Annotated in this window: 22 protein-coding genes; 16 read left to right on the forward strand and 6 right to left on the reverse strand. The window is 32.1% G+C overall.

Annotated elements, in window-relative coordinates; all coding sequences use genetic code 11:
• Nucleotides 1-283 precede the first annotated feature (283 nt).
• The 16 genes from WFH39_RS13440 (at nucleotide 284) to WFH39_RS13515 (ending at nucleotide 19,470) form a co-directional block, all read left to right on the forward strand.
• A complete protein-coding gene (locus WFH39_RS13440; RefSeq protein ID WP_336690281.1) occupies nucleotides 284-2,800 on the forward strand; it encodes a DEAD/DEAH box helicase in 2,517 nt (838 codons plus the stop codon).
• Between the two features lie 394 nt (nucleotides 2,801-3,194).
• On the forward strand, nucleotides 3,195-3,359 hold the full coding sequence (locus WFH39_RS13445) for a hypothetical protein (protein WP_336690282.1): 165 nt from the start codon (nucleotides 3,195-3,197) through the stop codon (nucleotides 3,357-3,359).
• Between the two features lie 8 nt (nucleotides 3,360-3,367).
• Complete coding sequence (locus WFH39_RS13450; protein WP_336690283.1) at nucleotides 3,368-4,804, forward strand: hypothetical protein; 1,437 nt, start codon at nucleotides 3,368-3,370, stop codon at nucleotides 4,802-4,804.
• Between the two features lie 8 nt (nucleotides 4,805-4,812).
• Nucleotides 4,813-6,747, forward strand: a complete 1,935-nt coding sequence (locus WFH39_RS13455) for a hypothetical protein (RefSeq protein WP_336690284.1) — start codon at nucleotides 4,813-4,815, stop codon at nucleotides 6,745-6,747.
• A gap of 1,306 nt (nucleotides 6,748-8,053) precedes the next feature.
• Complete coding sequence (locus tag WFH39_RS13460) at nucleotides 8,054-8,368, forward strand: hypothetical protein (protein ID WP_336690285.1); 315 nt, start codon at nucleotides 8,054-8,056, stop codon at nucleotides 8,366-8,368.
• Nucleotides 8,368-9,216: a hypothetical protein gene (locus WFH39_RS13465; protein WP_336690286.1), complete on the forward strand. Its 849-nt coding sequence runs from the start codon at nucleotides 8,368-8,370 to the stop codon at nucleotides 9,214-9,216. Before WFH39_RS13460 ends, WFH39_RS13465 begins: the two co-directional genes overlap by 1 nt.
• Before the next feature lie 442 nt (nucleotides 9,217-9,658).
• A complete protein-coding gene (gene hflX, locus WFH39_RS13470) occupies nucleotides 9,659-10,900 on the forward strand; it encodes a GTPase HflX (RefSeq protein WP_336690287.1) in 1,242 nt (413 codons plus the stop codon).
• A 3-nt stretch (nucleotides 10,901-10,903) separates the two neighbouring features.
• Nucleotides 10,904-11,290, forward strand: a complete 387-nt coding sequence (locus WFH39_RS13475) for a hypothetical protein (RefSeq protein WP_336690288.1) — start codon at nucleotides 10,904-10,906, stop codon at nucleotides 11,288-11,290.
• On the forward strand, nucleotides 11,287-11,916 hold the full coding sequence (locus WFH39_RS13480; protein ID WP_336690289.1) for a DUF4919 domain-containing protein: 630 nt from the start codon (nucleotides 11,287-11,289) through the stop codon (nucleotides 11,914-11,916). Before WFH39_RS13475 ends, WFH39_RS13480 begins: the two co-directional genes overlap by 4 nt.
• 27 nt (nucleotides 11,917-11,943) lie before the next feature.
• Nucleotides 11,944-13,230 carry a cation:proton antiporter gene (locus WFH39_RS13485; protein ID WP_336690290.1) on the forward strand — a complete coding sequence of 429 codons (1,287 nt, stop codon included), beginning with the start codon at nucleotides 11,944-11,946 and terminating at the stop codon, nucleotides 13,228-13,230.
• Between the two features lie 15 nt (nucleotides 13,231-13,245).
• Entirely contained in the window at nucleotides 13,246-13,965 is a 720-nt protein-coding gene (locus WFH39_RS13490; RefSeq protein ID WP_336690291.1) for a DNA alkylation repair protein, read from the forward strand.
• A 50-nt stretch (nucleotides 13,966-14,015) separates the two neighbouring features.
• Entirely contained in the window at nucleotides 14,016-14,684 is a 669-nt protein-coding gene (locus tag WFH39_RS13495) for a hypothetical protein (protein ID WP_336690292.1), read from the forward strand.
• 15 nt (nucleotides 14,685-14,699) lie between these two features.
• The gene (locus WFH39_RS13500; RefSeq protein ID WP_336690293.1) at nucleotides 14,700-16,751 is read left to right on the forward strand and encodes a hypothetical protein; all 2,052 of its coding nucleotides are present in this window, start codon (nucleotides 14,700-14,702) and stop codon (nucleotides 16,749-16,751) included.
• Nucleotides 16,751-17,980, forward strand: a complete 1,230-nt coding sequence (locus WFH39_RS13505; RefSeq protein ID WP_336690294.1) for a hypothetical protein — start codon at nucleotides 16,751-16,753, stop codon at nucleotides 17,978-17,980. The genes WFH39_RS13500 and WFH39_RS13505 overlap by 1 nt, the downstream gene beginning before the upstream one ends.
• 15 nt (nucleotides 17,981-17,995) lie before the next feature.
• Entirely contained in the window at nucleotides 17,996-18,334 is a 339-nt protein-coding gene (locus tag WFH39_RS13510) for a DUF6122 family protein (protein ID WP_336690295.1), read from the forward strand.
• Between the two features lie 65 nt (nucleotides 18,335-18,399).
• Nucleotides 18,400-19,470 carry a calcium:proton antiporter gene (locus WFH39_RS13515; protein ID WP_336690296.1) on the forward strand — a complete coding sequence of 357 codons (1,071 nt, stop codon included), beginning with the start codon at nucleotides 18,400-18,402 and terminating at the stop codon, nucleotides 19,468-19,470.
• Nucleotides 19,471-19,510: 40 nt separating this feature from the next.
• Here the strand turns inward: WFH39_RS13515 and WFH39_RS13520 are convergent, their stop codons facing one another.
• The 6 genes from WFH39_RS13520 to WFH39_RS13545 form a co-directional block, all read right to left on the reverse strand.
• Nucleotides 19,511-19,891, reverse strand: a complete 381-nt coding sequence (locus WFH39_RS13520; protein ID WP_336690297.1) for a group III truncated hemoglobin — start codon at nucleotides 19,889-19,891, stop codon at nucleotides 19,511-19,513.
• A 287-nt stretch (nucleotides 19,892-20,178) separates the two neighbouring features.
• The gene (locus WFH39_RS13525) at nucleotides 20,179-20,547 is read right to left on the reverse strand and encodes a hypothetical protein (protein WP_336690298.1); all 369 of its coding nucleotides are present in this window, start codon (nucleotides 20,545-20,547) and stop codon (nucleotides 20,179-20,181) included.
• Nucleotides 20,548-20,794: 247 nt separating this feature from the next.
• Complete coding sequence (locus tag WFH39_RS13530; protein ID WP_336690299.1) at nucleotides 20,795-21,007, reverse strand: hypothetical protein; 213 nt, start codon at nucleotides 21,005-21,007, stop codon at nucleotides 20,795-20,797.
• A 16-nt stretch (nucleotides 21,008-21,023) separates the two neighbouring features.
• Nucleotides 21,024-21,317, reverse strand: a complete 294-nt coding sequence (locus WFH39_RS13535) for a hypothetical protein (RefSeq protein WP_336690300.1) — start codon at nucleotides 21,315-21,317, stop codon at nucleotides 21,024-21,026.
• A gap of 619 nt (nucleotides 21,318-21,936) precedes the next feature.
• Nucleotides 21,937-23,124: a DUF2931 family protein gene (locus tag WFH39_RS13540; protein ID WP_336690301.1), complete on the reverse strand. Its 1,188-nt coding sequence runs from the start codon at nucleotides 23,122-23,124 to the stop codon at nucleotides 21,937-21,939.
• A complete protein-coding gene (locus WFH39_RS13545; RefSeq protein ID WP_336690302.1) occupies nucleotides 23,039-25,129 on the reverse strand; it encodes a phospholipase effector Tle1 domain-containing protein in 2,091 nt (696 codons plus the stop codon). Before WFH39_RS13545 ends, WFH39_RS13540 begins: the two co-directional genes overlap by 86 nt.
• Nucleotides 25,130-25,160: the final 31 nt, after the last annotated feature.

Genomic DNA, 25,160 nt, shown 5'->3' on the forward strand with positions numbered 1-25,160 from the left:
TAAAAAATTAAAAAGCGGTTCGATATGAACTGTTTTTTTTATGCCTTTTTGTGTATCCTATCGAACCGCAATGTGCTAAATTGGAGGCAAATAAAATCCGAATACTTTCTAAGAAAGGGTTGCAGAGGAGTGAGTCAATTAAACAGACTCTGTTTTGAGCCCAGCAGGGTTTGTCAATATTTGAATAATACTTTTTACCATTATATTTAAAATAGATTCTTAATGGTAAAGAATACTATATAGATATTTTTTTAGTATTTTAGGACTTTATAAACTAATCATCATGAATATTTTTAAAAAGAAACTCGAAAACAAGAACAAACCATCATTACCAATTGACCCAATTGATCTCTACCAATCTTTATATCACAAGGATGGATATGCATATTTGCGAGGTATCCAGGAAGAAGTATTAAAAATATGGCATTCAAGAAGAGAAGAAAGTGAGATTTTATGTAAAATGAATACTGGTTCTGGAAAAACATTGGTTAGCTTAATGATGCTCTACTCGAAGTTAATTGAAGGTGTTGGAACAGCTGTGTATGTCTGTCCAGATAATTATCTTCTGGAACAAGCAAAAAAACAAGCAATTTTATATGGAATTCCAGTTTGCGAAATTGAGGAAGGTAACCAATTCCCAGCAGATTTTTTAAACTGTAAAAGTATATTGCTATGTAACTTTCATAAATTATTTAATGCAAAGTCTATATTTAATCGGGATAATATTGAAATTGGATCAATTGTTATAGATGATGCACACACATGTTTAGATATAGCAAGACAAAATACCACACTTGAAATATCCAATACTCATGAAATCTTTGAGAGATTAATAAAACTTTTTAAATCGGAATTAAAAAGGCAAGCTCCAGGAAGTTATAGAAGATTAATTGATGGTGATCCTCATGCTAAAATATTGAAAGTTCCATATTGGACTTGGTTTGATAGAAAAGAAGAAATATTGGACATTTTGAATGAGTTTTCGGAAGATGATGAACTTAAATTCAAATGGCAAATGATACTTGATTCACTAGATACTTTCGATTGTTATATTGGATCAAAAGGATTACAGGTTTCACCTATGATAGTACCTTATGAATCTATAAAATCATTCTCAGAAGCTAAATTTAAATATATCCTGTCTGCAACATTTGAAGATCAAGTTGATTTGATTAAAGATTTTGGGATTTCAGAACAAAGCGTACTTAATGCTATCGTTCCCAGAAATAGAAAAGATGTTGGGCAAAGACTAATATTAGCTCCTAAGAGATTTGACCCAAGTATTGATGATTCTGAGATTAGAAAATTGGCAGCTGAAATAGCAAACGAAGGATATAATACTGTTGTATTAGTCCCTTCTATGGAAAAAGCTAAAATATGGTACAAATATGGCGCTATTAATCTCAATGAAGATGGCAATATTATTGATAATATAGAAAAATTAAAAAGCTCTAAAGGAGGTTTTTATGTTCTAATAAACAGATATGATGGGGTTGATTTGCAAGGAGATATGTGTCGCTTATTAATTGTAGACGGTTATCCACGTTTTACATCTTATAGTGATCTTTATAAAGAAATGAGAGTAGATTCAGTTCAAGCATCTTTAAAGTCACAAATTATAGAACAGGGTTTAGGTAGAGCCGTACGATCTGGAAGCGATTACTGTGCCGTAATTCTTATGGGAAGTGATTTAGTACAGTTTTTGGGAAACAGATTTAATTATGGTTATTTCTCTCCAGTAACTAGAAAGCAAATAGAATCTGGACTAACTATTCTTGATGAAGAAGAAGACAAATCAGATTCAATAAAAACAATTAAGAGCACTGTTTTTTTCTGCCTAGATCAGGATGAAAGTTGGAGAGAGTTTCATAATTCAATTTTAAGCGAGGTAAAAGATGATGAATTAAGTGACATTAAAAAAAGAGATTTAAGTATTGCTGAAAAAGAAAAAGAATCATTAAAAAAATTCAATTTAAGGCAATATAATAATGCTACAGAAATTATAGACAATCAAATTATCAACAATAAAGACTTAGATTTGACTTTAAAGCATAAAGGATGGTATTATGAATATGCTGCTAAACTAATTTATCAAAATGATCCTGTAAAATCTAATGATTTGCAGATTAAAGCAACAATTGTTCCACATATGCTTACACCTCGAAATGGTGAAAATTATAGTAAGTTAAATAAAAATGAAAGTCAATCTTCTATGATACTTTCTTATATAAAACAATTTAACAAATCTCAAGACCTTAAAATACATATACAAGCAATATTAGATGATCTTACGTTTAGTCAGGATATCAAAGCTCTCAAGTTCGAAAAAGCTCTGAAAGAGATTGGAAGATTATTTGGATTTGATGCTCAACAACCTGAGAATGAATTTGGGAACGGTCCAGATGTACTATGGATTATGAGTGATGGTCATTATTTGATATTAGAAGCTAAATCAATGGCTATTCATAAAGAAATAACTAGAGATAACATTGGGCAATTATTACAGTCTGGAGAATGGTTTAAAAAGTATTATGGGCAAAATACGCCTCACACACTAGTTACCCTTCAATCTCCTGAAGTAAAAGGATGGAACGTAAATCCCAGTGAAAACTCAAGAGTTATTGATGATTCCTCTCTTTCAACTTTAAAAGATAAGTTAGAAAGATTTTATGAAGCAATTATAACCAAGGGGATTAATGCTGTGAGTAAAGAAGAGATTGGAAAATTTATTAATGCTTTTGAAATTTCACCTGAAAATTTCAGGAATGTATTCTTAAAACCTATTAAAGTAAGTAAATGATGTGACTTACTGAATAATACATTTATTAAATTCACAATCCCATAATTTCACTATATGGCAAAAAATATCAAACTACTAACCGTGACAGTCACCAACATCTTTATATGACATTATAACTAATACCCCTTGAATTATGTATTTAGAATTCATTAATAATATAAATTAATGTATTAATTTCAAATTTTATAAAATATATTAACAAAACTAATAATGATAATTTTCACGCAATGCGTATATTTGAATGTTCTGCGTCCTCTACCCACTCTAACAAACCTAAAAGCAACTGCAGACAAAAAAACAACATAAAGAATAATCTTATAAAAATAAATATTAGTAATATGAAAAATATAATAGCATTTTTTTCATTGATGTTAATTTCATTTATGTTCCTGATATGCCAAGGCTATTTGAAAACAAAATAGACGATGAAATTTTGCCCGATTTTTTATTTTTGAGATATTCATATCTTAATCCAAAAGATGAAGAACAAAAATTAGATGGTGGCTTTATAAATTTTGGTGTAAGCCTTCAGATTCCAAATGAAGCATTTGATTTTTGAAAAGTGAGTTGCAAAAGAAGTATGGAAATAATATAAGACTTGGTCCAATAATGTTTACTGATGCAGATGTAGCAGTTTATTCTCCTTCAATTAATCCAGATTCTCCTAGTGTGATTATTGCCAATCGTGGTGTTGGCTCAGGTATGGCTCCCGTATTTTCTACCCAAAAGATGTCTTTTAGCATTCCATTAAATAAGATTGAAACCGATATTAGTAAGCCTCTACTTAATAGCAATAGTGGAATACCTGTAATAATTAAGCTGAAATATTTAGGTCTTACTCCAAAATTAGGTTTTAGAATAAAGGTAAATTGGGCTCAAACCTACAAACACTACTCTAGCAATGATAAGTTTAAAGCAGAAGCAAGTTATTTTGGTTTATTTGGTGGTTCTTATGAATCTTCAGCTCAAAGAATTTTAAACGAATTGGAAACAAACAAATGTATTGAGGTTGAAACTATTCTAGGTGAAGGGTTTACTTCTGCTGATCGAAAAGAGTTTTTATTGCCAATTTTAGATATTATAAATAAAGAAATCCTAACTAATATACAGCCACCACAACAACTTACGCCAGCAGAAGCAAAAGACCCTTCTGCAAGTGGTCGTTTTATTTCTGCCGGTTACTCTACTTCATTAAAAGACGCTACTTTTATAAATAAAGGTTCAACAGTATATAATTTTACTGTACAACAAATGGTTGAAAGAAATACTATTTGTGGAGGTAATATCTCAATTGGTGGTTATTCTGATGAAGTAAAAAAGCGACTAATTTTGAATGCAACTGAAAGTGATTTTAAATCCGTAACAATAAGTCTACCGAGCAACTTTTCGACAGAAATTGGTAAAGAATTAAAAATCAACAAAATAGATTACGCCATAAGTCTTGTGTCAAAATCAAACGAATCAGATAGAAAGTATGTCTTTTCAAAATCTCCAAATTACACCTGGAAAGATGTCTTAGGAAAAGATAGAAATATTATAACATTTCCTCTGATGAAAGAATGGTCTGAGGAAGATAAAAACTTGGTTGCTAATACAGTCTTTAAAGAAAAGATTTCTATTTCTACCGATTTAAATTATACATTGGAAATGGAAAGAAAGTTTAAAGCATTTACAGGTGGTTCAGGGACTAATAGTTTATCAGACAATAGATTTAATATCTTAACTGTAAATCCAATTAATTTAAAGTTTAACCAAATAAATAAAGAAGATGAACTGTTAGAAGTAATAGTGCAAATGACTTTCGATCAAAAAAAAGCATTTGAAAGAAGTATAAAGCCATTCTCTGAAAATGGAGTATACTTAAGACCGGAATCACTTAAATATATTGTTCCAAACATTGAAATGATTAAAAATATTTTTGTTAACTTAACTTTTGTGTATTCAAATGGTAAAATAAAAAAATGGAAATACAATAATATCAATCTAAAAGAAATTGAAAATTAGTTAGTTTTTTGTATGGGCAAAATAATTATGATGTTGTAAATTTAATAGGTAAAAGTTCATTTACTTATGAACAAAAATATGAAAACAACTCAAATGCAATTATTTTTATCGCAGATACTATTGTAATACCAAAAGAGGGAAAGACAATTACATTTAGTAAAAGAAAACAAGGAATATATATAATTTGCAAAAGTTTGATATTAAATGGAACATTATCTATTAATAATCAACCTCTTCAGGAAGAATCTCTACCATTGAGAAGTGGCGAAATTTTGATAGCAGCAAATGAGGCAGTTTTTAATACTTCAAATGCAATTATCATAAATAATAATATTCGCAAAATTACTCCAACTTACGGTGCTGCTCCTGTCGGAAGACCTCCTAAAATTGATAAAACATTTTTAATTATCAATAATTATCAATTCAACGAAGAAAATATTATAGAAAACTATTTACAAAATTCTGAAAAGTTTTTCAATGAATATTGTAATGAATATTTCGATATCATTAATTCTACAATTCAAATTGACTTTTCTAAAATCCCAGAGTATTCAAATTCAAAATTAAAACAACAAAAAGAAACAGGACTAACAAGTGCGGTTATGGTAGATAGCAATGGAAAGGAAGTAAAACTATTTCCAAGAGAAGCTGTAAAAAATTTAGCTTTATTACTATTATCTATTTCAAAAAACTTTAAAGATTTAAATTACACATCTCAAAATTCTTACACTATATACAATAATTTGGTTTTAGATGAAGGGATTGTACACAACAATTTAGATGATCCAAGAAACCTGCCTCTAAATTTTTTTATTGATTTTAACTCAAAATACTTAGATGAAAATGGAAAATTCATATTTGCGTCTAAATTGCAAAACTTACAGGGCTTAAATGAGAGTATTCCTTTTCTTCAAATGTGGGAGATTGAGATGCTAAAGTATATCAATCAAGAATTAAATTTGGCTGTTAAAGAAAGTGATAAAAAGAATTTTTTAAATCAACTACGAGTTTATAAAAATATTCAATTATCTAGAGAAATAGTTTCAAATGAAAAAACAACGTTAATAAAAGAAATAAATCAAATAATTAGTCAAAATGAAAATAAATATTTTAAGATAGACCAAAATCAATTGTACATAATTAAGGATAATAATATTGGTTTTTATTCTATTCCCAACAGTGCTAAAGTTGTTTCTTATACTGTTAATAATATATCCAAACTAGGGTCAATTTCTCTAAAAGATAAAAGGATAAATTTAAGTTTTAAGGCACTTCTTTTTCAAAATGATCAAGATTTGAAAACGATAAAGCAATTATCAAATAAATATGGCGGTTTAAATTTTGGAGTTTTAAATGATTGGAAAATAGAATCATACACAAGCAATCTCGATATTGAAAATATGAATATAAGATATATCGGAAATGGAATTATAGACTTTAGCCTCGACTTTGAAAGTGAAAGTATTTCTCTTACAAAAATAATAAATCAACCTTTTTACATTAACTTATCTTGTAAGTTTGAAAATAATGAAAAATTCATTTCGAATATTCCAATTTCTTTTGGTCTTTCGACAAATAAAGAAATCAAAATAAATGGGACTAAATTCCAAGAAAATTATCATCTTTTTGATGATTTGAGTAGTTATCAATCCATTTATCAAAAGTTTTCTATTTATAATAATTGTAAGTTTGTAAGTGAAAATAATAATAAATTTGAAAAAATCGTTGTAGTCCTCTCATATAGCTTGGATGGAAAGTTACAAACCTACGAAAGAACACTGACAACTATCGGGCAAAATGATGATTTTGATATACCATATTCTAACTCTCAGCCTGACTTTAATATTTCTGTCAAATATTATTATGAAAATGAAATTTATACTAGAATGATAGAGAAATTTGACCGATTTCAAGTTAATATTGACGGTAATGTAGGTAAGTAAATTTATAGTCTAAGTAACAGAACGAGTGCACAACAAGGTAATCGCTGCACGACTCGTTAATTTGTAAAAAAGTAGCCTCATTTAAAACAATTTAGGGGAGTGTTTTTTTTAACCATAAAATTACAAGGCTTAAATTCAAAGATATGAAGGGCATATTTTGTGGATTTTAAAATGCCAAAACCTTCCCTTTGGATGATTTCCACCTACTTCGAATTTTTGATTCTAAAATACCCCTTAACTCAAATGTTTCGAGCTCAGTATGGTTGGTATATGAATTAGTATAAACTCCTGAATATCATCATTAATTAGTTCGAACTCCTGTCGGGAGGGAGTCCAACTTACAAGAGGCTGTATAACAACTCGTAAAAACAGCCTTTTTTTATGTTTTTTCTCGACCTCCTGTCTGAGAATGGTTTTTGTACAGACGATTCTCAACCCACATCATTGAGTTATGAGACTTCCTCTTTTCGTTTGTAAAACTTTGTTTTTAAACAGATACAAAATAAAAAAGCAGTTCAATATTCATGATTTTTTTAGCTTTTTTTGAGGATCATATCGAACCGCAACGTACTAAACAGGACACATAAAAACGAAAAGTCTTTTTAGGAAAGGGTTGTAGAGGATTGAGACAATTATAGTATTTCTGATTCGAGCCTAGCTGGGTTTGTAACTGTTTTTACTTCAATCCTTATCACTGTAAGAAAATAGAAGTATTGTATAGAAAGCATTAACTTGTTATTTAAAATTGTGAAAATTAGATAAAGCACCAAATAGAAAATCCTCCTATTACATCTATCTTATCGCTAGTTTCTGTAGCACATGATAAAAATAGGCTACACTGGGGCTACTTTCACAACCAATAAACTTGTAACCATACTACATCAATATTATCTGTACACACTTATATAATTATTCTAAATAACGAAAATACTTTTCTACATTTTTTGTAAATTCATAAAAGTCATATTTATCAATGAATTACAACTGACTAAAAATTAGATTTGATGTTAAAGAAAAAATAAATGAGGAATAATATAATTTGAAATTTTTGTATTTTTATTTTGTTAAAATTTTTATAGGCAATTATTACTATCTTTTTGAATGGCATTCTATACAATAATAATCTTCATTTCATTAATTTTCCCAAAATAACTACAACAATAACTGATTTCGAATTTTGGCAATTCCAGCTAGGACGAAATAGTGTATATTGATCGGAATCAAATTTTTTAACTACTCTAACAATTAGTCCTTCACGTGTTAAAGAAATTAATTGTCCGAAAACCAATTTGTAAAAAAACTTAGTATGAAAATAGTTTCGATTTTATTAAATCTATCTGTATTAATAATTTCTTTAGTATGGTTAATAAAAAGTGAGTTTGATTATGAACCATTAATTAGTACGATTGTATCAAGTTTAACATTTATAGGGATATTTTATGAACAACAGGCGTTCAATTCAAATGGTAGTGAAAACAATAGATCTAATCAACTTCAATTAATTTTAATTATTACTATTTTAGTGGGAATACTTATATTTTGTATATTACACTTTAATACCAATTCAACAATTGGAATAAAAGGTAATAATAATGATAATAACAAAATTCAAATCAAATAATGATACTAAAAATATTCAAATATATCATAGTAATTACACTACTAAACTGCTTGTTTTTTTGTAATAATAAGAGTAAAGTAGGAATTGAAGGTGATAATAACGATGGAAATGTTGTAAATGTAGGAGACAATAATGTTACAATAACAGAGGGTAAACAGAGAATTACAGATTCTGTTGATATTCCAGGCATTTGGAATCAAAATAAAGCAATTAAAATAGTCTTAACACTACTTAATGAAAAAACTGATAGTGTAAAAAATCAATATTCTCATCAAATTTTAGATTTTTATAACATGGATTACGGTGATAAAGAATCAATTATTGCTGTTACATTTTCAAGACCTCGAAGAGTACTTGATAAATATGGCAACGATAAGACAGGATATTCATGTCATGCTTGTGGTGGCAATATGAGTTTTATAGAATTTGGAAAATACTTAAATGGATGGAAAATAGAAAAAAAATATCTTGATAAATTAGAAGATGGTCAATGGGGTGAGCCTAATCCAGATTGGAAGTTAATTAATATTGGATATCATAAATTTGGATTTGTTCTCCATGCTGGCGGAACAGGACAAGGATACTCATCTGGTTACACAATAATTTATAGTATAATTTCAGATGAATTTAAAGAGATTCTTAATTTAGAAACTAGCTTTGATGATTCGGGAGCAAAAGAGATTTCTGAAGACTCTTACGAAAGTAATATAGATGTCAAGAAATATGGTACTGGATTTTATGATCTTGTTATCACAACAAAAGGAATAAGAGATGGAAAACCTTTTGCTGAAGAAAATTATTATAAGTTTAATGGAAAAAAGTATAACATTAGCAATAATTTTAAATAATTATCATTTCTTAAAAAGGACTGTTTTTCATCTTCGAAAATTATATCTGTAAAAAATATGTTCCCAATAAGCATTTCTCAAGAATTGCACGCTTACTCTTTTGTAGCTTTGCCTTTGTAGAACACACTGTTTCTCTGCTATTTTCCCGTAATTATCAATCACTTTTTTTTGCCAATTTAGCATCGGTAGGAAAATTAATATTTTTTTTGAACAGTGGCGCCAATCTGAACCTCATCTTCTGTTTGGGCTTTGGGAGACTTACACTTTTAAGTATCGTTTAAACTTTATAACTCTCCCACTCCTTAGCATCGTTCACGGGCATCAAAATCCTCTTTTTCAGAATTCTGCCGGAAAGCCCGCCATACCTACCACAAAAAATTCGTCTTGGATTTTTTCCTGAAAAATAGTATCTTGTAAATCTCACAAATACAGACAGAATTTAATGCTAGAAAAGAAAGAACATAATTACGAAAAGGCAGTTTTGGTAGGTGTTGTTACACAGCATCAGGATGAGGATAAACTTCAGGAATATATGGATGAGCTGGAGTTTTTAGCCTTTACAGCCGGCGCAACGGCAGATAAGCGTTTTACACAAAAGCTTACACAGCCGGACTCTAAAACATTCATCGGAAGCGGTAAAGCGCAGGAAATTAAAGAATATGTAAAAGAAAACAATATAGGAACCGTTATTTTTGACGATGAATTATCTCCTTCGCAGCTTAAAAACCTCGAGAAAGAAATGGAAGTCAAAATCTTAGACCGAACCAATCTTATTCTTGATATTTTTGCGCAGAGAGCCACCACATCCTATGCAAGAACACAGGTAGAACTCGCTCAATATCAATATCTTTTACCCCGACTAACAAGAATGTGGACCCACCTTGAACGTCAGAAAGGGGGAATCGGGATGAGAGGTCCCGGAGAAACGGAAATTGAAACCGACAGACGTATTATCCGCGATAGAATTTCATTGTTAAAAGATAAGCTGAAAACCATTGATAAACAGATGGCAACCCAGAGAAACAACCGCGGAAAAGTAGTTCGTGCCGCTTTGGTAGGATATACCAACGTAGGAAAATCTACTTTGATGAACGCTCTGTCTAAATCTGAAGTTTTCGCAGAAAATAAACTGTTCGCGACATTGGACACGACGGTAAGAAAAGTTGTGATCGGAAATTTACCATTCCTTTTAACGGATACCGTTGGATTCATCAGAAAACTACCTACCCAATTGGTTGAGTCGTTTAAATCTACGTTGGATGAGGTTCGTGAAGCGGATCTGCTGATTCACGTAGTGGATATTTCGCATGAAAGCTTTGAAGATCATATTGATTCTGTCAATCAGATCTTAATGGAGATCAATGCCCATCAGAAACCGATGATTATGGTTTTCAATAAGATTGATGATTTCAGCTATGAGAAAAAAGACGAGGATGATTTAACACCATCTACAAAAAAGAATATTTCTCTGGAAGAATGGAAAAAAACATGGATGGCAAAATCCAAATATCCGACGGTTTTCATCTCTGCCATTACGAAAGAAAATTTCCCGGAAATGAAAAAGCTGATCTATGATGAAGTGATGAAGATTCATATTTCCAGATTCCCGTACAACGATTTCCTTTTCGAATATTTCGATAACGATGAGGAAGAAAGTACAGAAAAAAATCATGAAGACCAATAATTCATGAACAGACTGTTTTCCAACAATACATTCTATTACTTTTTTCTAATCGTGGTAGGAATTAATTTTTTGGGAAGCATCGGAGGAATCAGCAAAGAAACGGATATTCTGATAGTAAAGATTTTAGGAATGATAACAGTCGCAGTTTGTCTGTTGGCACTGTTATCATTCTTTACAGATCTTAAATTCAATCATCTTTTCTTTAAAATTTATCTCTACGGTAAAGGTTTGCTTTCTCCTTCTTGTTTATTGATTTATTTTCTTTACGAAAAAATATTCAACGACCGATATATTTCCGGAACCTATTTTATGCCCGCTTTGTTCCGGTTGGTTTTAGGATTTGTCATGCTGGTCTTATACAACAAATACAAAATAAAAAAGAACCGATGAAACATTACTTTTTTCTCCTGTTTCTTCTGATTTCGCTTAATGGTTTTGCACAGAAATCAAAAATTGATTTCAAAGCAATTGAGAAAGACCTGAAAAGCGAGAAGTCCCAATACAACTACAACAAGCTGATTTTTAAATACAAAGCCTATCCTAAATCTTTAGACACGCTTGAAACACAGCATCTTTACTATGGAAGAAACTTCAGAGAAGATCTGCTTTTTACAACGGATGAAGCGTTTAAAAGCTTAGCGGATGCTTACAAAAATAATAATTTTGAGGACTGCATTAAACAGGGAAAAGCGTTGTATGATAAAGATCCTACCAATCTGGATATTCTGCTGATTCTTCTGAAAGCATATGACAGCATTAAAGACGGAGAAAATTTTCTGTATCATCTCAGTCAGTTTCGTGCATTAACCGACGGAATGAAGTCTTCCGGAGACGGAAAAACAGAAAAAACACCGTATCTCGTGAATTCAGTAGGCGACGAATATATTCTGCTGAACATTCTGAATCTTGGAAAGGAATATACACGAGGATCAAAATCTGTAAAAGACGGAATTCTTGATATCTGGGAAAAAGACGGGAATAAAATCTACATCAAAGTATTATACATCGATTATTAATCACAAAAAAATTTAAACACCAAATTAGTGGAATTATACTATTCATTTTCAGCCTTAATTGTTTTAGCATCCATATTTTCATACCTTAATTACAGATTTCTGAAGCTTCCGAGTACCATCGGAATTATGGTGATCGCCATTGTGGTTTCCATATTTTTAGTTTCCTTCGGAGAAACGGTTTTGCCGAGAACTTTCGGGCATCTTCACAATTTAATGACGGGGATCGACTTTACAGAAGTTCTGATGGGCGCCATGCTAAATTTCCTTCTGTTTGCGGGAGGAATTCATATTAATATCGATGATCTCAAAGAGCAGTTTGTTCCTGTCGTTATTTTTTCAACGGCAGGAGTTGTGATTTCTACTTTTGTAGTGGGTTTCGGCATGTATTATCTGTTACCTCTTGTCGGGATCTCGCTGCCATTTATCTACTGTCTTCTTTTTGGCGCACTCATCTCTCCTACAGATCCTGTTGCTGTTCTCAGTATCTTAAAACAGGCAAATGTTTCAAAATCTCTGGAAACCAAAGTTGCCGGAGAATCGCTTTTTAATGACGGGATGGCGGTGGTGGTTTTCACAGTTGTTCTTCAGCTTGCGATTGGAAACGAAGTAACACTGAATATGGAAAGCATCGGTTTGTTATTGCTGAAAGAAGCAGGTGGCGGACTTTTACTCGGTGTTGTTCTCGGGTGGATTACCTCGCGACTGATGCGTGAAGTGGACGATTATATTATTTCCGTACTGGTGACGCTTTCTGTAGTCATGGGAGGTTATCTTATTGCAAGACAGATGCATATTTCGGGACCTTTAACCATGGTTGCCGCCGGATTATTCATGGGGAATTTTAATGTGAAATTCAAAATGAAATCTGTAACACAGGATTATCTGATCAAATTCTGGGAACTTATCGACGAAATCCTGAATGCTGTTCTATTTCTTTTTATCGGATTTGAGTTACTGATGATCAAAGACTTAAGCCATTATATGATTCCGGGATTAGTAGCGATTGCCGTAGTTTTACTGGCAAGGTTTATTTCAATTTGGGGACCTACTAAATTCATGTCTTTCAGAACAAGATTCAGTCCGCAAACGGTAAAAGTTTTGGTTTGGGGAGGAATCCGCGGTGGAGTTTCGATTGCTCTGGCTCTTTCTATTCCGAAAAATGAAAACAGCACGATTGTTTTAAGTATTACTTATTGTGTGGTTGTGTTTTCAATTATTGTTCAGGGACTTACGATTGCCAAAGTTGCCAATCCGAAGAAGATTGCAAAAGAAGAAGAGGAACAGGAAGGTGTTGCTTTACATAATGTTGACTAAATTGCTAATTATCAAATGAGTATAATTTTAAAAGAAATAAAAGAAGCTTTAAATGAGCTTTCAATTCCGGAAAAATCAGATTCTTCTGCTAAATTTTTCAAAAATGGAAAAGGAGAATATGGAGAAGGCGATTTGTTTTTAGGGGTAAAAGTTCCGGATCAGCGTTCTGTTGCAAAAGAATTCTATGCCAGAATTTCGATGGAGGAACTCAGCAAATTACTGTCTTCCCAATATCATGAACACAGATTGACTGCTTTATTCATGTTAATTTCTAAATTTGAAAAAACAAAGGATAAAGCGGTAAAAGATGACATTGTTGAGTTTTATCTGAATCATTTACAGCACATTAACAACTGGGATCTGGTAGATTCAAGCTGTTATAAAATTCTGGGACGCTATGCTTTTGAAAATCAGAAAGATGAAATACTGAGAACACTTTCGGATTCTGAAGAAATGTGGCATAAAAGAATAGCTGTTGTGGGAACGATGCATTATGTAAAAAAAGGATCGTTTGATCTTACCAAAGAATTCGTTACCAAAAATATGAAACACACCCATGATCTGATGCACAAAGCCAACGGCTGGCTGCTTCGAGAAATGGGAGAAAAAAACGAAGCGGAATTAATTAATTTCCTGGATACACATTACAAAGAAATGCCCAGAACGAGTCTTCGGTACGCTATTGAAAAACTGGACGAAGATCTCCGGCAGGATTATTTGAAAGGCAGAATTTAAACAACAACTTTATTTAACCGCAAAAATTTAAACATAAATAAAACTCAAATATGAAAAATATTATTAAAAAGATGTTTTTATTATTGCCTCTGTTGCTTCTTACAAGCTGTTTTGATATTTTAGATAAAATCAACGTAAAAGCAGATGGCAGCGGAGAATATTCACTTATTCTGAACGCCAGTAAAAGCAAGACACGGTTGGCTTCCATCTCGAAAATGGAAACAATTAACGGTAAAAAAGTTCCCAAAAGGTCTGAAATTGAAGCTAAAATTAATGAAGCGGCAAGAATTTTTAAAGCAACTCCCGGAATTTCGAATGTGAAGACTTCCATGGATTTTGATAACTACATTATCAAACTAAGCTGTAATTTTAAGAAAATTGAAAACATCAATGCCGGACTGGAACAGCTGAAAGCGAAAAACATCGTTGGAAAAATGGTTCCGGTACAGCTTTACAGTCAGAGTCCGGAGAAAAAAACATTCACCAGAAATAAAGTGAGCAGTTTTAAAAATGATTACAACAAGATGAGCAAAGCAGATAAGGAAGTCTTTAACGATGCGAAATATACTTCCGTAATGCAGTTTGAGAATACCATAAAAGCTCAGACCAATAATTCTTACCTGCTTTCCCCGAATAAAAAAGCAGTAAAACTGGAAGCCAACGTTCTGGATTTTATCCTTCAGAAAAAACAACTACAAAATACCATTCTCTTTCAATAATTTCAATCGACAACCATGAAATCTATTTTACAAAAAACACAAATTTTACTTTTACTTTTTGCTTTCAGCTCCATCTTTTCACAACAGAAAATGAAGCTTCCCAAAGACGTTCTTTTTTATATGGAAATTAACGGAAAGCAGCTTAACCAGAAAATCAACTGGCAGAAACTGAATCCTTTTTTGCTTGAAGTAGCCAAAGAAGATAAAGAAAAACAGGCTTCGTGGAACGATTATTCCAAAACCGGGATAAAATACGATGCCACACAATATCATTATGCCAATTTCAACGATTCCGTAAAAACGTATACCGCTCATTTTCTGCTGGATAACAAAGAAAAATTTCAGGAATTCATTAATTCATCCAAGAAAAAAGGACTGGAAATTTCGAAACGAAAAAATTACTCTTACGTTAATCTCGATGATGAATTGTTTGTTGCATGGAACGATAAGCAGGCGGTACTGAAGCTCATAGGTTATGACAAACCCTCTGCTGAATGGAATGATGAAATGACAGCAGACAGTGCTGCTGTAACAATTGACAGTGCAGCAGCGGCTGTTATGGACAGTGCGGTCGTTGCGGTTGACAGCGCATACGCAGAAAAAGCATTCGATTACAAAGAAGAGATCAAATATCTGAAAGATGATATTCAGTATCTAAAGGAAGACATTAAAGAATACAAGGCCGAAATTGCCAAGAAAGAAAAAGACATTAAATATCTGGAAAAGCATCACAAATATCCGGAAGAAGAAAAAGATTCCAGTGACAAAAATTACTCTGAAAAGGAAAGCGAATATACACTTCCGCATATGGAGGAAGAAATGAGTGAGGAAACAGAAGAAGACAGCACTTATGAGAAGAAAATGGATTCTCTGAAGATCGAAAAGTTTAAAATCACCAAGAAACTGGCGGAAAAGGATTTTGATGATTATTTCAGCTCTGCGCAGGAGCTCGATGTTTCCAAAGAAATATTGTCTTTCCGGGATCCGGATTCTGATGTTTTTGTGTATACGGATTATGGAAGAATCGTAAATAACGGAGCATACGGTAAAATTATGAGCCACTACCCTTTCGGAAATCTTATGGGGAAAGCATACAATTCCAATTCTTCTTATAATCTGTATTTTGATAACGATAAAGTAAGACTGGTGAACAGTTATCAGCATAAAAATGAAACGGTTCAGAAGAGCATCAATTCTGTTTACAGAGGGAAAAAGAATAAAAAGCTGACAGCTCTCATCAACGATAAAAGCATCGGATATTACGCCATTAATGTAGACGGAAATAAGTATTTTGATCTGATGTACAGCCTCTTGAAAGATTCCGGAGAAGGCGATTATCAGAAAGAAATGGAACTTTTAATGGAAACCATGAAGATTGTTCTGGATGAAAAGGCCATTACCAAGATCGCACCCGGGAACGGAATTTTCGTTCTTAATGAACTGAAATCCAAAACCGTAGAATACACCGATTATGAATATGATGATGATTATAATGAAAAGGAAGTGAAGAAAACCAAAGAAATCGCTGTTCCGAATTTCACGTTTGCTTTTGCTACGGAAAATGAAGGGTACTGGAACCGTATTTTCGATATGCTGACCACGAATAAAGTGACGGCTAAGAAATTCTCTAAAAACGGAGATTTTTATGCCTTCAGCGAAGGAAAAAATGACGGATATTTCGATAAGTTATTCTTTACGGTAAAAGACGGAATTGTCTACGTAACGACCTCAACAGAGAATATTTCATCTAAAAACCATTCGGAAATCTCTGAAAAATGGGCAAAAGATTCGGCGAAATATCCTTTGTCGGGAAGGTTTGACATTCAGAAACTAATGGTCGGACTTGAGAAAGAGCTTAAAACTCCGTCGGAAAGAAAAACACTGGATCTTCTGAAGAAAAATCTGGGCGAAGTGTATTTTAAAACAGAAGCCAAAGGAGAAAAGATAGAAACAGAAGTTAATTACAACATTAAAAATGCTTCGGAAAACAGTTTAATGTATTTCTTCGACGTTTTTGATGAAGTATATAAAATGAAAGAATCTGATAAAAAGCAGCCTATTTTATAATGAAAAAGAAACTTTTTGTCTTCGTTATTTTACTTTTTGCGGGGATGATGTATTTCGTTTTTTACCATAAACAAAATACGAAGATTTTTTCTCCGCAGGAAGCAGATGCGATCATTCTGATTGATACAAAAAAGCTGACAAGAGAATATGTTTACAGTCTTGCAGGGCATCCTTCTTTATGGTTTAAAAGCAAAGAGAAAAATACAATATCTTTTAAAGAATCGGGAGTGAAAATTCCCGATTTTTTACAGGCTTTCCATCTGAAAAATTCAAAAGTTTCGAACTGGTACAGTGTTTTTGAACTGGAAGACAGGAAGACTTTTTTATTGTTTCTGAAACAGCAGAAGTTTACGGATCTGGGAAATCAGGTGTTCAGGAAAGATCAGGTTTTTATTAAAGTTTTTGGAGGAAACCTTATTATCGGAAGTTCCAATGATGATTTTGAGCGAATTAACAACCAGTTATTTCACAGTTCTCAGGCAAATCTTTTTGATGCACACGCGCTCATTGCCAATGGATTAGGAAGTATTATTCTGAACACAAAAAAAGGCAGCCACAATCTTTCTGTCGAATTGAAACATGATGAAATTGAAATCAGGAATCAGTCTGATTCTTACGATCTCTCCCCTGCTATTTCAAAACTATTGAAGACCGATTCTTTTTTAGAAACAGAACTGGATGCTGAAAATATTAAAAATTTTAGTTCTTTTTTTGATAAAACATTTGCAGATTCTTCATCAGTCAATCAGATCAAAGCTTCCGTACATCTGGAAGAGGTGAATGACACGATCATTACTTACAGCTACGATGATAATTTTAATGAAGTTGAAAAGAAAACGTTCCAAAGGATCATTCAGCCAAATTATATCATTGATTTTCAAAGTTTAAACCCTGAAAAGACGGAGCTGTATTTTCAGAATAAAAAATGGATCAATGCCCAGAATCAGTTCACAGCAATTCCTTTTCAGCCTAACCTCATCACTCAGCAAAGAAAAGATTTTGAGATAAAATCTACAAGAAAACCAATTCAGCAGTCTTTCAATCTGAATGAAAATTATATTTTTGTAAAAAATAATCCGTTATTGCTGTCTTTTTTAAATACATTATCACCTAAGGAAAAGAAAATGATTTCCGATATTGATTACATTTTTTACGGAAACAGAGATCAGGATTATTGTCTGAAAGTACAGTTTAAAAAAGATGACCTTCCTTTGATTTTAAGGTGGTAAAAAAATAAAAAATCAATGGATGCTTCACATATTACCTTACTAAAAACCGTTACGCATTATTTCCTGCATTTTGTTTTTCCCGTGTTTATTGCTTTAATCTTTTACAGGAAGAACTGGAAAAAAGTGTATCTTATTTTGCTGGCAACCATGCTTGTAGATGTGGATCATCTTTTTGCCAATCCTATATTTGATCCTAACCGCGGAAGCATCGGTTTTCATTTTTTGCATTCTTATTATGCGATTGCGGTGTATTTTTTGATGCTTTTTTTTAAAGGAAATATAAGGATTATAGCCATTGGATTACTGCTTCATATGTTGACGGATTTTCAGGATTTTTATTTCTGGAGCCATTAAAATACCATTAATATTTTCTTTTGATATTTCAAAAGTCATCGATTTTTTGTATTTTAGGAACAGTTATGAAATTGAAAGAATTTTTACATTATACGTACATTTTTCCCATTCTCGCAGTTGGTTATTATTTTTCCGGACTTATGGGAACGGGTGTTCTGTCTGATGTAATTGCCGGAATTTTATTAACGGGCAGTGTTTTATCTGCGGTGCATCACGCGGAAGTTGTCGCGCATAAAGTGGGCGAACCTTTCGGAACTATTATTCTTGCGCTGTGTATTACAATCATTGAAGTGGCGCTGATTATTTCGCTGATGGTTGCGGGAGGAGATCAGGCGATTACGCTTGCAAGAGATACGGTTTTCGCCGCGGTAATGCTTATTCTCAACGGAATTTTAGGAATCTGTATTTTGGTGGGCGGCGTGAAATATTACGAACAGTTTTTCGCAAGAACTTCCGCCACCACTTATCTGGTTAGTATTGTTTCCATCCTGATTTTGACTTTGGTTCTTCCGAATTTCACCTCCAGCGTAAACGGTCCTTTTTATAATCAGGCACAACTTATTTTTGTTTCTATTGCCTGTCTTGTGATTTATGGTGTCTTTCTGATGGTTCAGACGATCCGTCACAGAAATTATTTTATCGTTCCGGAAGAGCAATCAGAAGAAAATTATATTCCTTCGGTTTCAAAAACGGCAATCAGTTTTACTTTTCTGGTGATTTGTCTGGCGATTGTTGTGATGATGGCAAAAGGTCTTTCTGCCACAATTGAAAATATGGTGCAGAGTTTAGGCGCTCCAAAATCTCTGGTCGGAGTCATTATCGCGGCGGTTGTTCTGCTTCCGGAAGGTGTTGCGGCGATTCGGGCGGCTCGAAGCAACCAGATCCAGTCGAGTTTAAATCTTGCTCTGGGTTCTGCTTTAGCAAGTATCGGACTTACGATTCCTGCGGTTTCTGTCGTTTGTATTTTGTATGATATTCCGCTGGTTTTGGGTCTGGATAAGAAAGATATTATTCTGCTTTCGCTTTCTGTTTTTATCGTGATGCTTTCTTTAAGCCGGGGAAAAACAAATATTCTCTACGGAACGGTTTTATTGGTAAACCTTGCAGCCTATATTTTCACGGTAATTGTTCCGTAACTTAAAAAAACACTGAACTCACAACAAAGAACTTTAAACATTAAAGTCTTCTCGCCAAATCCATTTTAAAAGCCATCAGTTTGGCAATATTTTCAGATTTGTAAATTGCCAGATCTGCGTTTTCTCCCACAAAATTTTCTTCAACCGTTGTTTTCCAGAGATTCAGCCAACGATCGAAATGATGCTGTTCCATCGCCTGAATTTCATTAACCGGAAAATGAACGCCCATCGGATTTCCTTTGTACGACATCTGTCCGAAAAGAATAGATTCCCAAAACGAATACATCTTCGGCAAATGACTGTCCCAGTTTACTTTAGCAATATCATTAAAGAAAAAGCCAATCACCTCATCTTTAACGACTTTGGCATAAAACGAATTTACCAGATATTCAATATCCTCTCTTGATTCTAATTTTTTCATACACCAAAGTTAGCATAAAATTGTGTGGAAATGTTTTGTGGCTAGGTTGATACATTTCAGGTGTGGGAATTTAGTATGCTCTTCAAAAAACAGCTTATTATAAACATAAAAAATACTTACAATCGAACATTTTTTTATTCTACATTAATTTATTATCTGAAAAGTTATCTAATGTAAAAGAATATAAGCTCATTTCAAATTTTAATATTTAGAACAGCCTACTTAATTCTATATTCCTTGATTCTGATATTAATTAAAAAAACGACAACCTATGGTTGTCGTTAAAACTATCTGTTATTTTCTAAAAGAAATTTTTTAAAATTCTTCATAAACTCTATGAATTCATTAAATGTTAAAATTAAATCAGCTTCTTCTCCATCATTTCTCTTATCAAAGAAATATACATTATTTTTATAGACATACATCATCAAATCGCTTCCTTCTACTTGATAAGTATATTTTTCGTCTCCTGTTAAAGCTTTTGAGTTATCAATTATTAATTGAACTTCTTTATTCGTCCAGCCATGCCAAGCTATCTCGAATAACACTTTATGTTTTTCATCTAATGATTCATAATCAACTCCGAAATCATACGTTATTTTATTCTTTGGCATAGTTCCAGAGCTGAAATCTATTTTTTTAAATTTGTACTTCATTTAATTTTTATTTTTTTATAAAAAACATCAGGAATTAGTAATCTTTACAGAACTATCAAAAGCTGTAAACTGAAGATTTATGCATTATTACAATTTAAAAAATTCCAGAATCCCAATTCATAAGAAATATTGGTAATTTATCAATCCATTGACCATTTTGTATTGTCTCATTGCGGATGTTAAGAAGAAGTTCACCACAGAAAGAGAGATTGTTCTTTTACAAGGGCAGTAAAAAATTTTCTACAAGTCAGATTAATCTGTTGTCAGATAAAAAACTCACCAAATCTTCAATTCTTTCAATATATTTTCCAGATATTCTTTTTTTATTGATATGTAATTCGACCTGATTTGAAGTATCAAAAAACAATTCTACAGATTTATTTTCTTGAAATTGATATGTTAAAAAACTAACTTCTATCCATCCGTTTTTTATTAAATATTCTGTAAAAGAGTTCTTCATTTTAATAAATTTAAATCTAACAATATCTTCCCGCTTCGTATTCTTGAATGTAATATTCGATCGTATTGCCGAAGCCAAATTCTATAATTTCTCCATCAACATTTTTGACTAAAAAAGGAACATTTCCAACTAATGTATTATACTTTTCATCTCTTGTCTCATAAAATTTTTTGCTCACATAGAAAAAAATCATTCCATAATTTTTTTTAATAGTAGCTTCTTTGAAAAGAGAGAGCTTAATCCCGGATTTTTCACTGGATTTATCAATATGATCTTGAGCAATCCTGTCGATTTCTTGTTCTGTTAACATAAGTTGTTTTAAAGTTTTTACGATTTCAATTTACGAAAAACAAAAAGATTGCCTCTTTTATGAGACAACCTATTTTGTTCTTATTTATTTTTTTAGATTCAATAAATCCCTAATTCTAAGAACTAAAAATAAGATTAATAAAACGGTATTAAAAATATATAAGTAATTCTCATAGTTGTTATATTTCTGATTGTAATAAAACAATTCAGAAATATTAGACATTAAATTTAAATAAATCAAAAAATAAAAAAGAATGCTTAAATAAATATATTTTTTTAGACTACTTCTAAAAAATAGAAAATAAAGAAGTAAAAAACTATTTAAAGGTAATGCTAAAATCCCCCAAGAAGAGTTAATATCATTCCAATGAAATATATTTATACCAAAAATTAGCAAAAGTGTCCAAAAATCAATCTCTTGTTCTACATGCTGATTTTTTCTTTGCACTAAGAAAAAAATAATATAAATAATGGCTAGGATTATTGTATGGATTTTAATCCATCGTTTTACCACCTCATAACATTCTGTAAATCAATTCAAATCGAAACAAGGTGGTCTGTGCTACTGATTCTTGCAATAACGCCAAAAGACTAATGAGAATTAATCGTATCTTCTGCATTTAAGGAATGAAATATTCTATTTCTTTAGCATATGCAAAATCTCCAAAATCTTGCTTCTCTTTTGAGGAAGGTTCTCCTTTGAAGCGTAGGAGCTTTATCATTTTATTTTTCGTTTTTAAATACACTATAGCATTTAGTTTATTTTGCTCTAGCTCTATCACAAAATTACTGTAGGTATGATTTTTATCCGCAATATAAGTTTCTTCAAAAATTTTTTTTAGATTTTTGGGCATAACAATATTAGTATCATAATATTTTCTATTCTGCTGATCCTGCCATGATACCGAAAGATGAACGGGAATTTTTCCTTTCCAAGTATTGTTTGTTATTTTATCAAGATGTTCTGAAAGATCTTCTGTATAAAAAGAGGAATACCAGCCATCAGATGAAACTACATAACTTCTATCTAATTTAGTCTCATTATTTTTTGATACAAATTTAAATCCGTAATTATACTCTTTCTCATTGTTTGCCCAAGCATCATAAGGGATTCCGTGATATTGCCAGTAAGGCGTTGAATTTCCCCAGTTTTCTAAATTTCCAAAATGTTTATTAAGATTAGGATCTTTGTATGAAGGCAATTTAGCTTTCATAATTTCTACTTTATCAAAATCACCATTTCCTCTTATCCAAACCCTTATCCAGCCACCCGGAGCCATCCCCACAATCAGCTCGAAATAATTACTGGGTTTAGGTATGTTTTCTATGGCATTATCCTCTTTTTCTCGGGGAAAAACTTCAATTTGTTTCTTTATAGTCTTTGTTATCTGCTTGGGATGAGACTGCTCACGAAATATGGCAAGTATTTTTTCTTTCGGGAGCTGTAGTGTTCCTTTATATGATAAGGAATCTGTAGCCGTTGCATATTCTATACTTACTTTTTCAGGAACAGGTTTATATTTATCTCCAGAAATATAATTTCCTGCTGTATCTCCCCAACCAGGCTCTATTGTTGTATGGGTACTTGCTCCAGCATATTCAAAATCAACTGAACCAGCAGCAGGATAAAACTTGGGAGCAGAGATATTGGCAGACCAGTTATAGAGGTCTGCCTGTTTTTCTTTTTTTTCTTGTTGGTCTTTACAGGCTAATAGCAAAAGACTAATGAGACTTAATTGTATCTTTTTTAGATAATTTCGGAGTGTAGAATAGCCGCTGATAGGGCTGCTTTGTACGATTGTTTTCATTTTCATTAAATTGAGGCTCGTTAGCATAAAGCATTGGAATATGATCTATTGCATCTGAAGTAGCTGCATTTACGTATTGATCTGTTTTATCTTTTGCTAATCTTCCATTATAACTTGCAGATAAATGTACATATTTTTTGTTAATGAGTTTATAATCCTCAGGATTTAATTTGTATATTCTTTTTTCATAATCAAAAAATAAATCTCTATTTTCTAGCACTTTACCACTATTATCTTTTTTCCAGCCTGTTTCTGCAACAGCTTTAATGGTATCATAATAATTTTGCAGTTCTTGCGGAAGTTCATATTCAAAAGGATACTTTACATCTGGTTTTGCTATTTTATGGTCATCAAAAAAAGGAACTCCCCCATATTGCATTGCCATGTGGTGCATTACTTTCAATGCTACAACAGAAAGCTTATTGCTTGGTACTCTCTCTGCATTTAATTTATAATGATATGCAAAAAGGTTATATTCTATTTGCCCTTCGGTTTTTGTAATTTGTGATCCCATAAATTCTTTAGGCTTTATGATAATTTTTGTTTTTGGAATAAAATAGTTTTTATCTGTTGCCAATATATGATGATATTCGTCCCATTTTATTTTAGTATCTTCACAGTAGTAATTATTGATATACCAATTTCTTAGGTCATTTCTTTCCTGTTGTGCCTTTGCTTTTTTTTCAGAACTTGCATTTACAGAGACATCCATAAAATGAAGTACTTTTTCTTCTACTTTTGCATCTGCATATCCTCCTCCTATATCACTGTGGGCTCCCAACATCCATATTTGTCTACTATCAAAAGCATCCGTAACCGGAGTTACAGGAAAATTCTTCCGCCAGTCGCTACTTGCCATTATATGAAAAACTTTTTTAAGGTTTCTGTGTTTAAGATATGGATTTGCCTTTGGCAAATCTGCCACTTTTTTATTGAGTTTAAGCAATTTTTGTGTAATGATCTCTCCTGCGAGAGGAACCAGAGGCTTAAGCACATTAGAAATTGGGGATGGAGGTATAATCATTTCACATCCTAATACGCCAACTTTTTCAACTATTTTCACAATATTTTTGTTATCTTCTATGCTTTTAGCCACATCGATGATATTGTTTTTTTCTAGCATTTGTGAAATCACGGTATCAAAAATTCCTAAAAACTCAACAGATACTCTATCAACAGGATATTCCATTTTAATTTTATTTTGAAATAAGTATTGCATATAGCTTCCTGTATCACTAGGATGAAGCATATTATCTAATGGCTTCTTCAATGTAATGTCTGTTTCTTTTTTCAGCAAATCTTTGTTGGTAGGAAAATCATTTTGTTTTTTTTGCTCCTTATTCTGTTTATTTGTTATGGTTTCTGCTATTTGCTCTCTTTTCAATACTTCATTGCAAAAATGTCTGGCTGCTGCTGCACCCCTGCTGAAACCAAATACATCAAATTTTATTTCTACAATTTCCAAAGGAAACTTATTTACCGAAGAAGCTTGTATTTTTTTTAACTCTTCCTGTAATTGCTCTACAATTTTTTCGCATCCCTCTTTTACCCGTTCTACTATCCCTCTTTTTCCTTCTCCAAAACCAGAGCCGAACACATCATCTTCCTCATATTTTTTTGTTCCTATTCCTTCTACATATTGTCTGAGTTGTAAATAATAGAATGCATATTTATCTGTTTTTTCTTTTATATCTATCTGATATAAATCGTGCAATAGTGCAACGTTAGAATAATTATTCCAATAGCTACTGCCTGACTCCGGAACAAATCCATTAAATTTATTCTTTGGAAGATTATTTTCATCAATGGGTAGAGGTAATTTATAATATTTGGTATCAGAATTATACTTGTTATTCCCTGTACCATCGAAGAATACTCCAATACGAAGTTTTACTTTTTCTGTTTTTTCAAATGCTTTATATTTTCTTTTGTCTGTTCCATACACATCAATATCTTCTACACCAATATCCGCAAGGTTTCTAATTCCTATATTTCCTGTTTTCATTTTTGTTAATTTTAAATGTTAGTAAGAAAGA

The sequence above is a fragment of the Chryseobacterium sp. MMO-72 genome (assembly GCF_037146035.1).
Taxonomy (GTDB): Bacteria; Bacteroidota; Bacteroidia; order Flavobacteriales; family Weeksellaceae; genus Chryseobacterium; species Chryseobacterium indicum.

Excerpts from the sequence above, each read along its gene's own strand:
- WFH39_RS13465 (WP_336690286.1), top strand. The coding sequence starts at position 8,368 with ATGATACTAAAAATATTCAAATATATCATAGTAATTACACTACTAAAC.
- WFH39_RS13545 (WP_336690302.1), bottom strand. The coding sequence starts at position 25,129 with ATGAAAACAGGAAATATAGGAATTAGAAACCTTGCGGATATTGGTGTA.
- WFH39_RS13515 (WP_336690296.1), top strand. The coding sequence starts at position 18,400 with ATGAAATTGAAAGAATTTTTACATTATACGTACATTTTTCCCATTCTC.
- WFH39_RS13460 (WP_336690285.1), top strand. The coding sequence starts at position 8,054 with ATGAAAATAGTTTCGATTTTATTAAATCTATCTGTATTAATAATTTCT.
- WFH39_RS13445 (WP_336690282.1), top strand. The coding sequence starts at position 3,195 with ATGCCAAGGCTATTTGAAAACAAAATAGACGATGAAATTTTGCCCGAT.
- WFH39_RS13495 (WP_336690292.1), top strand. The coding sequence starts at position 14,016 with ATGAAAAATATTATTAAAAAGATGTTTTTATTATTGCCTCTGTTGCTT.
- WFH39_RS13500 (WP_336690293.1), top strand. The coding sequence starts at position 14,700 with ATGAAATCTATTTTACAAAAAACACAAATTTTACTTTTACTTTTTGCT.
- WFH39_RS13510 (WP_336690295.1), top strand. The coding sequence starts at position 17,996 with ATGGATGCTTCACATATTACCTTACTAAAAACCGTTACGCATTATTTC.
- hflX (WP_336690287.1), top strand. The coding sequence starts at position 9,659 with ATGCTAGAAAAGAAAGAACATAATTACGAAAAGGCAGTTTTGGTAGGT.
- WFH39_RS13540 (WP_336690301.1), bottom strand. The coding sequence starts at position 23,124 with ATGAAAACAATCGTACAAAGCAGCCCTATCAGCGGCTATTCTACACTC.
- WFH39_RS13535 (WP_336690300.1), bottom strand. The coding sequence starts at position 21,317 with ATGTTAACAGAACAAGAAATCGACAGGATTGCTCAAGATCATATTGAT.
- WFH39_RS13475 (WP_336690288.1), top strand. The coding sequence starts at position 10,904 with ATGAACAGACTGTTTTCCAACAATACATTCTATTACTTTTTTCTAATC.
- WFH39_RS13480 (WP_336690289.1), top strand. The coding sequence starts at position 11,287 with ATGAAACATTACTTTTTTCTCCTGTTTCTTCTGATTTCGCTTAATGGT.
- WFH39_RS13440 (WP_336690281.1), top strand. The coding sequence starts at position 284 with ATGAATATTTTTAAAAAGAAACTCGAAAACAAGAACAAACCATCATTA.
- WFH39_RS13530 (WP_336690299.1), bottom strand. The coding sequence starts at position 21,007 with ATGAAGAACTCTTTTACAGAATATTTAATAAAAAACGGATGGATAGAA.
- WFH39_RS13490 (WP_336690291.1), top strand. The coding sequence starts at position 13,246 with ATGAGTATAATTTTAAAAGAAATAAAAGAAGCTTTAAATGAGCTTTCA.
- WFH39_RS13505 (WP_336690294.1), top strand. The coding sequence starts at position 16,751 with ATGAAAAAGAAACTTTTTGTCTTCGTTATTTTACTTTTTGCGGGGATG.
- WFH39_RS13525 (WP_336690298.1), bottom strand. The coding sequence starts at position 20,547 with ATGAAGTACAAATTTAAAAAAATAGATTTCAGCTCTGGAACTATGCCA.
- WFH39_RS13520 (WP_336690297.1), bottom strand. The coding sequence starts at position 19,891 with ATGAAAAAATTAGAATCAAGAGAGGATATTGAATATCTGGTAAATTCG.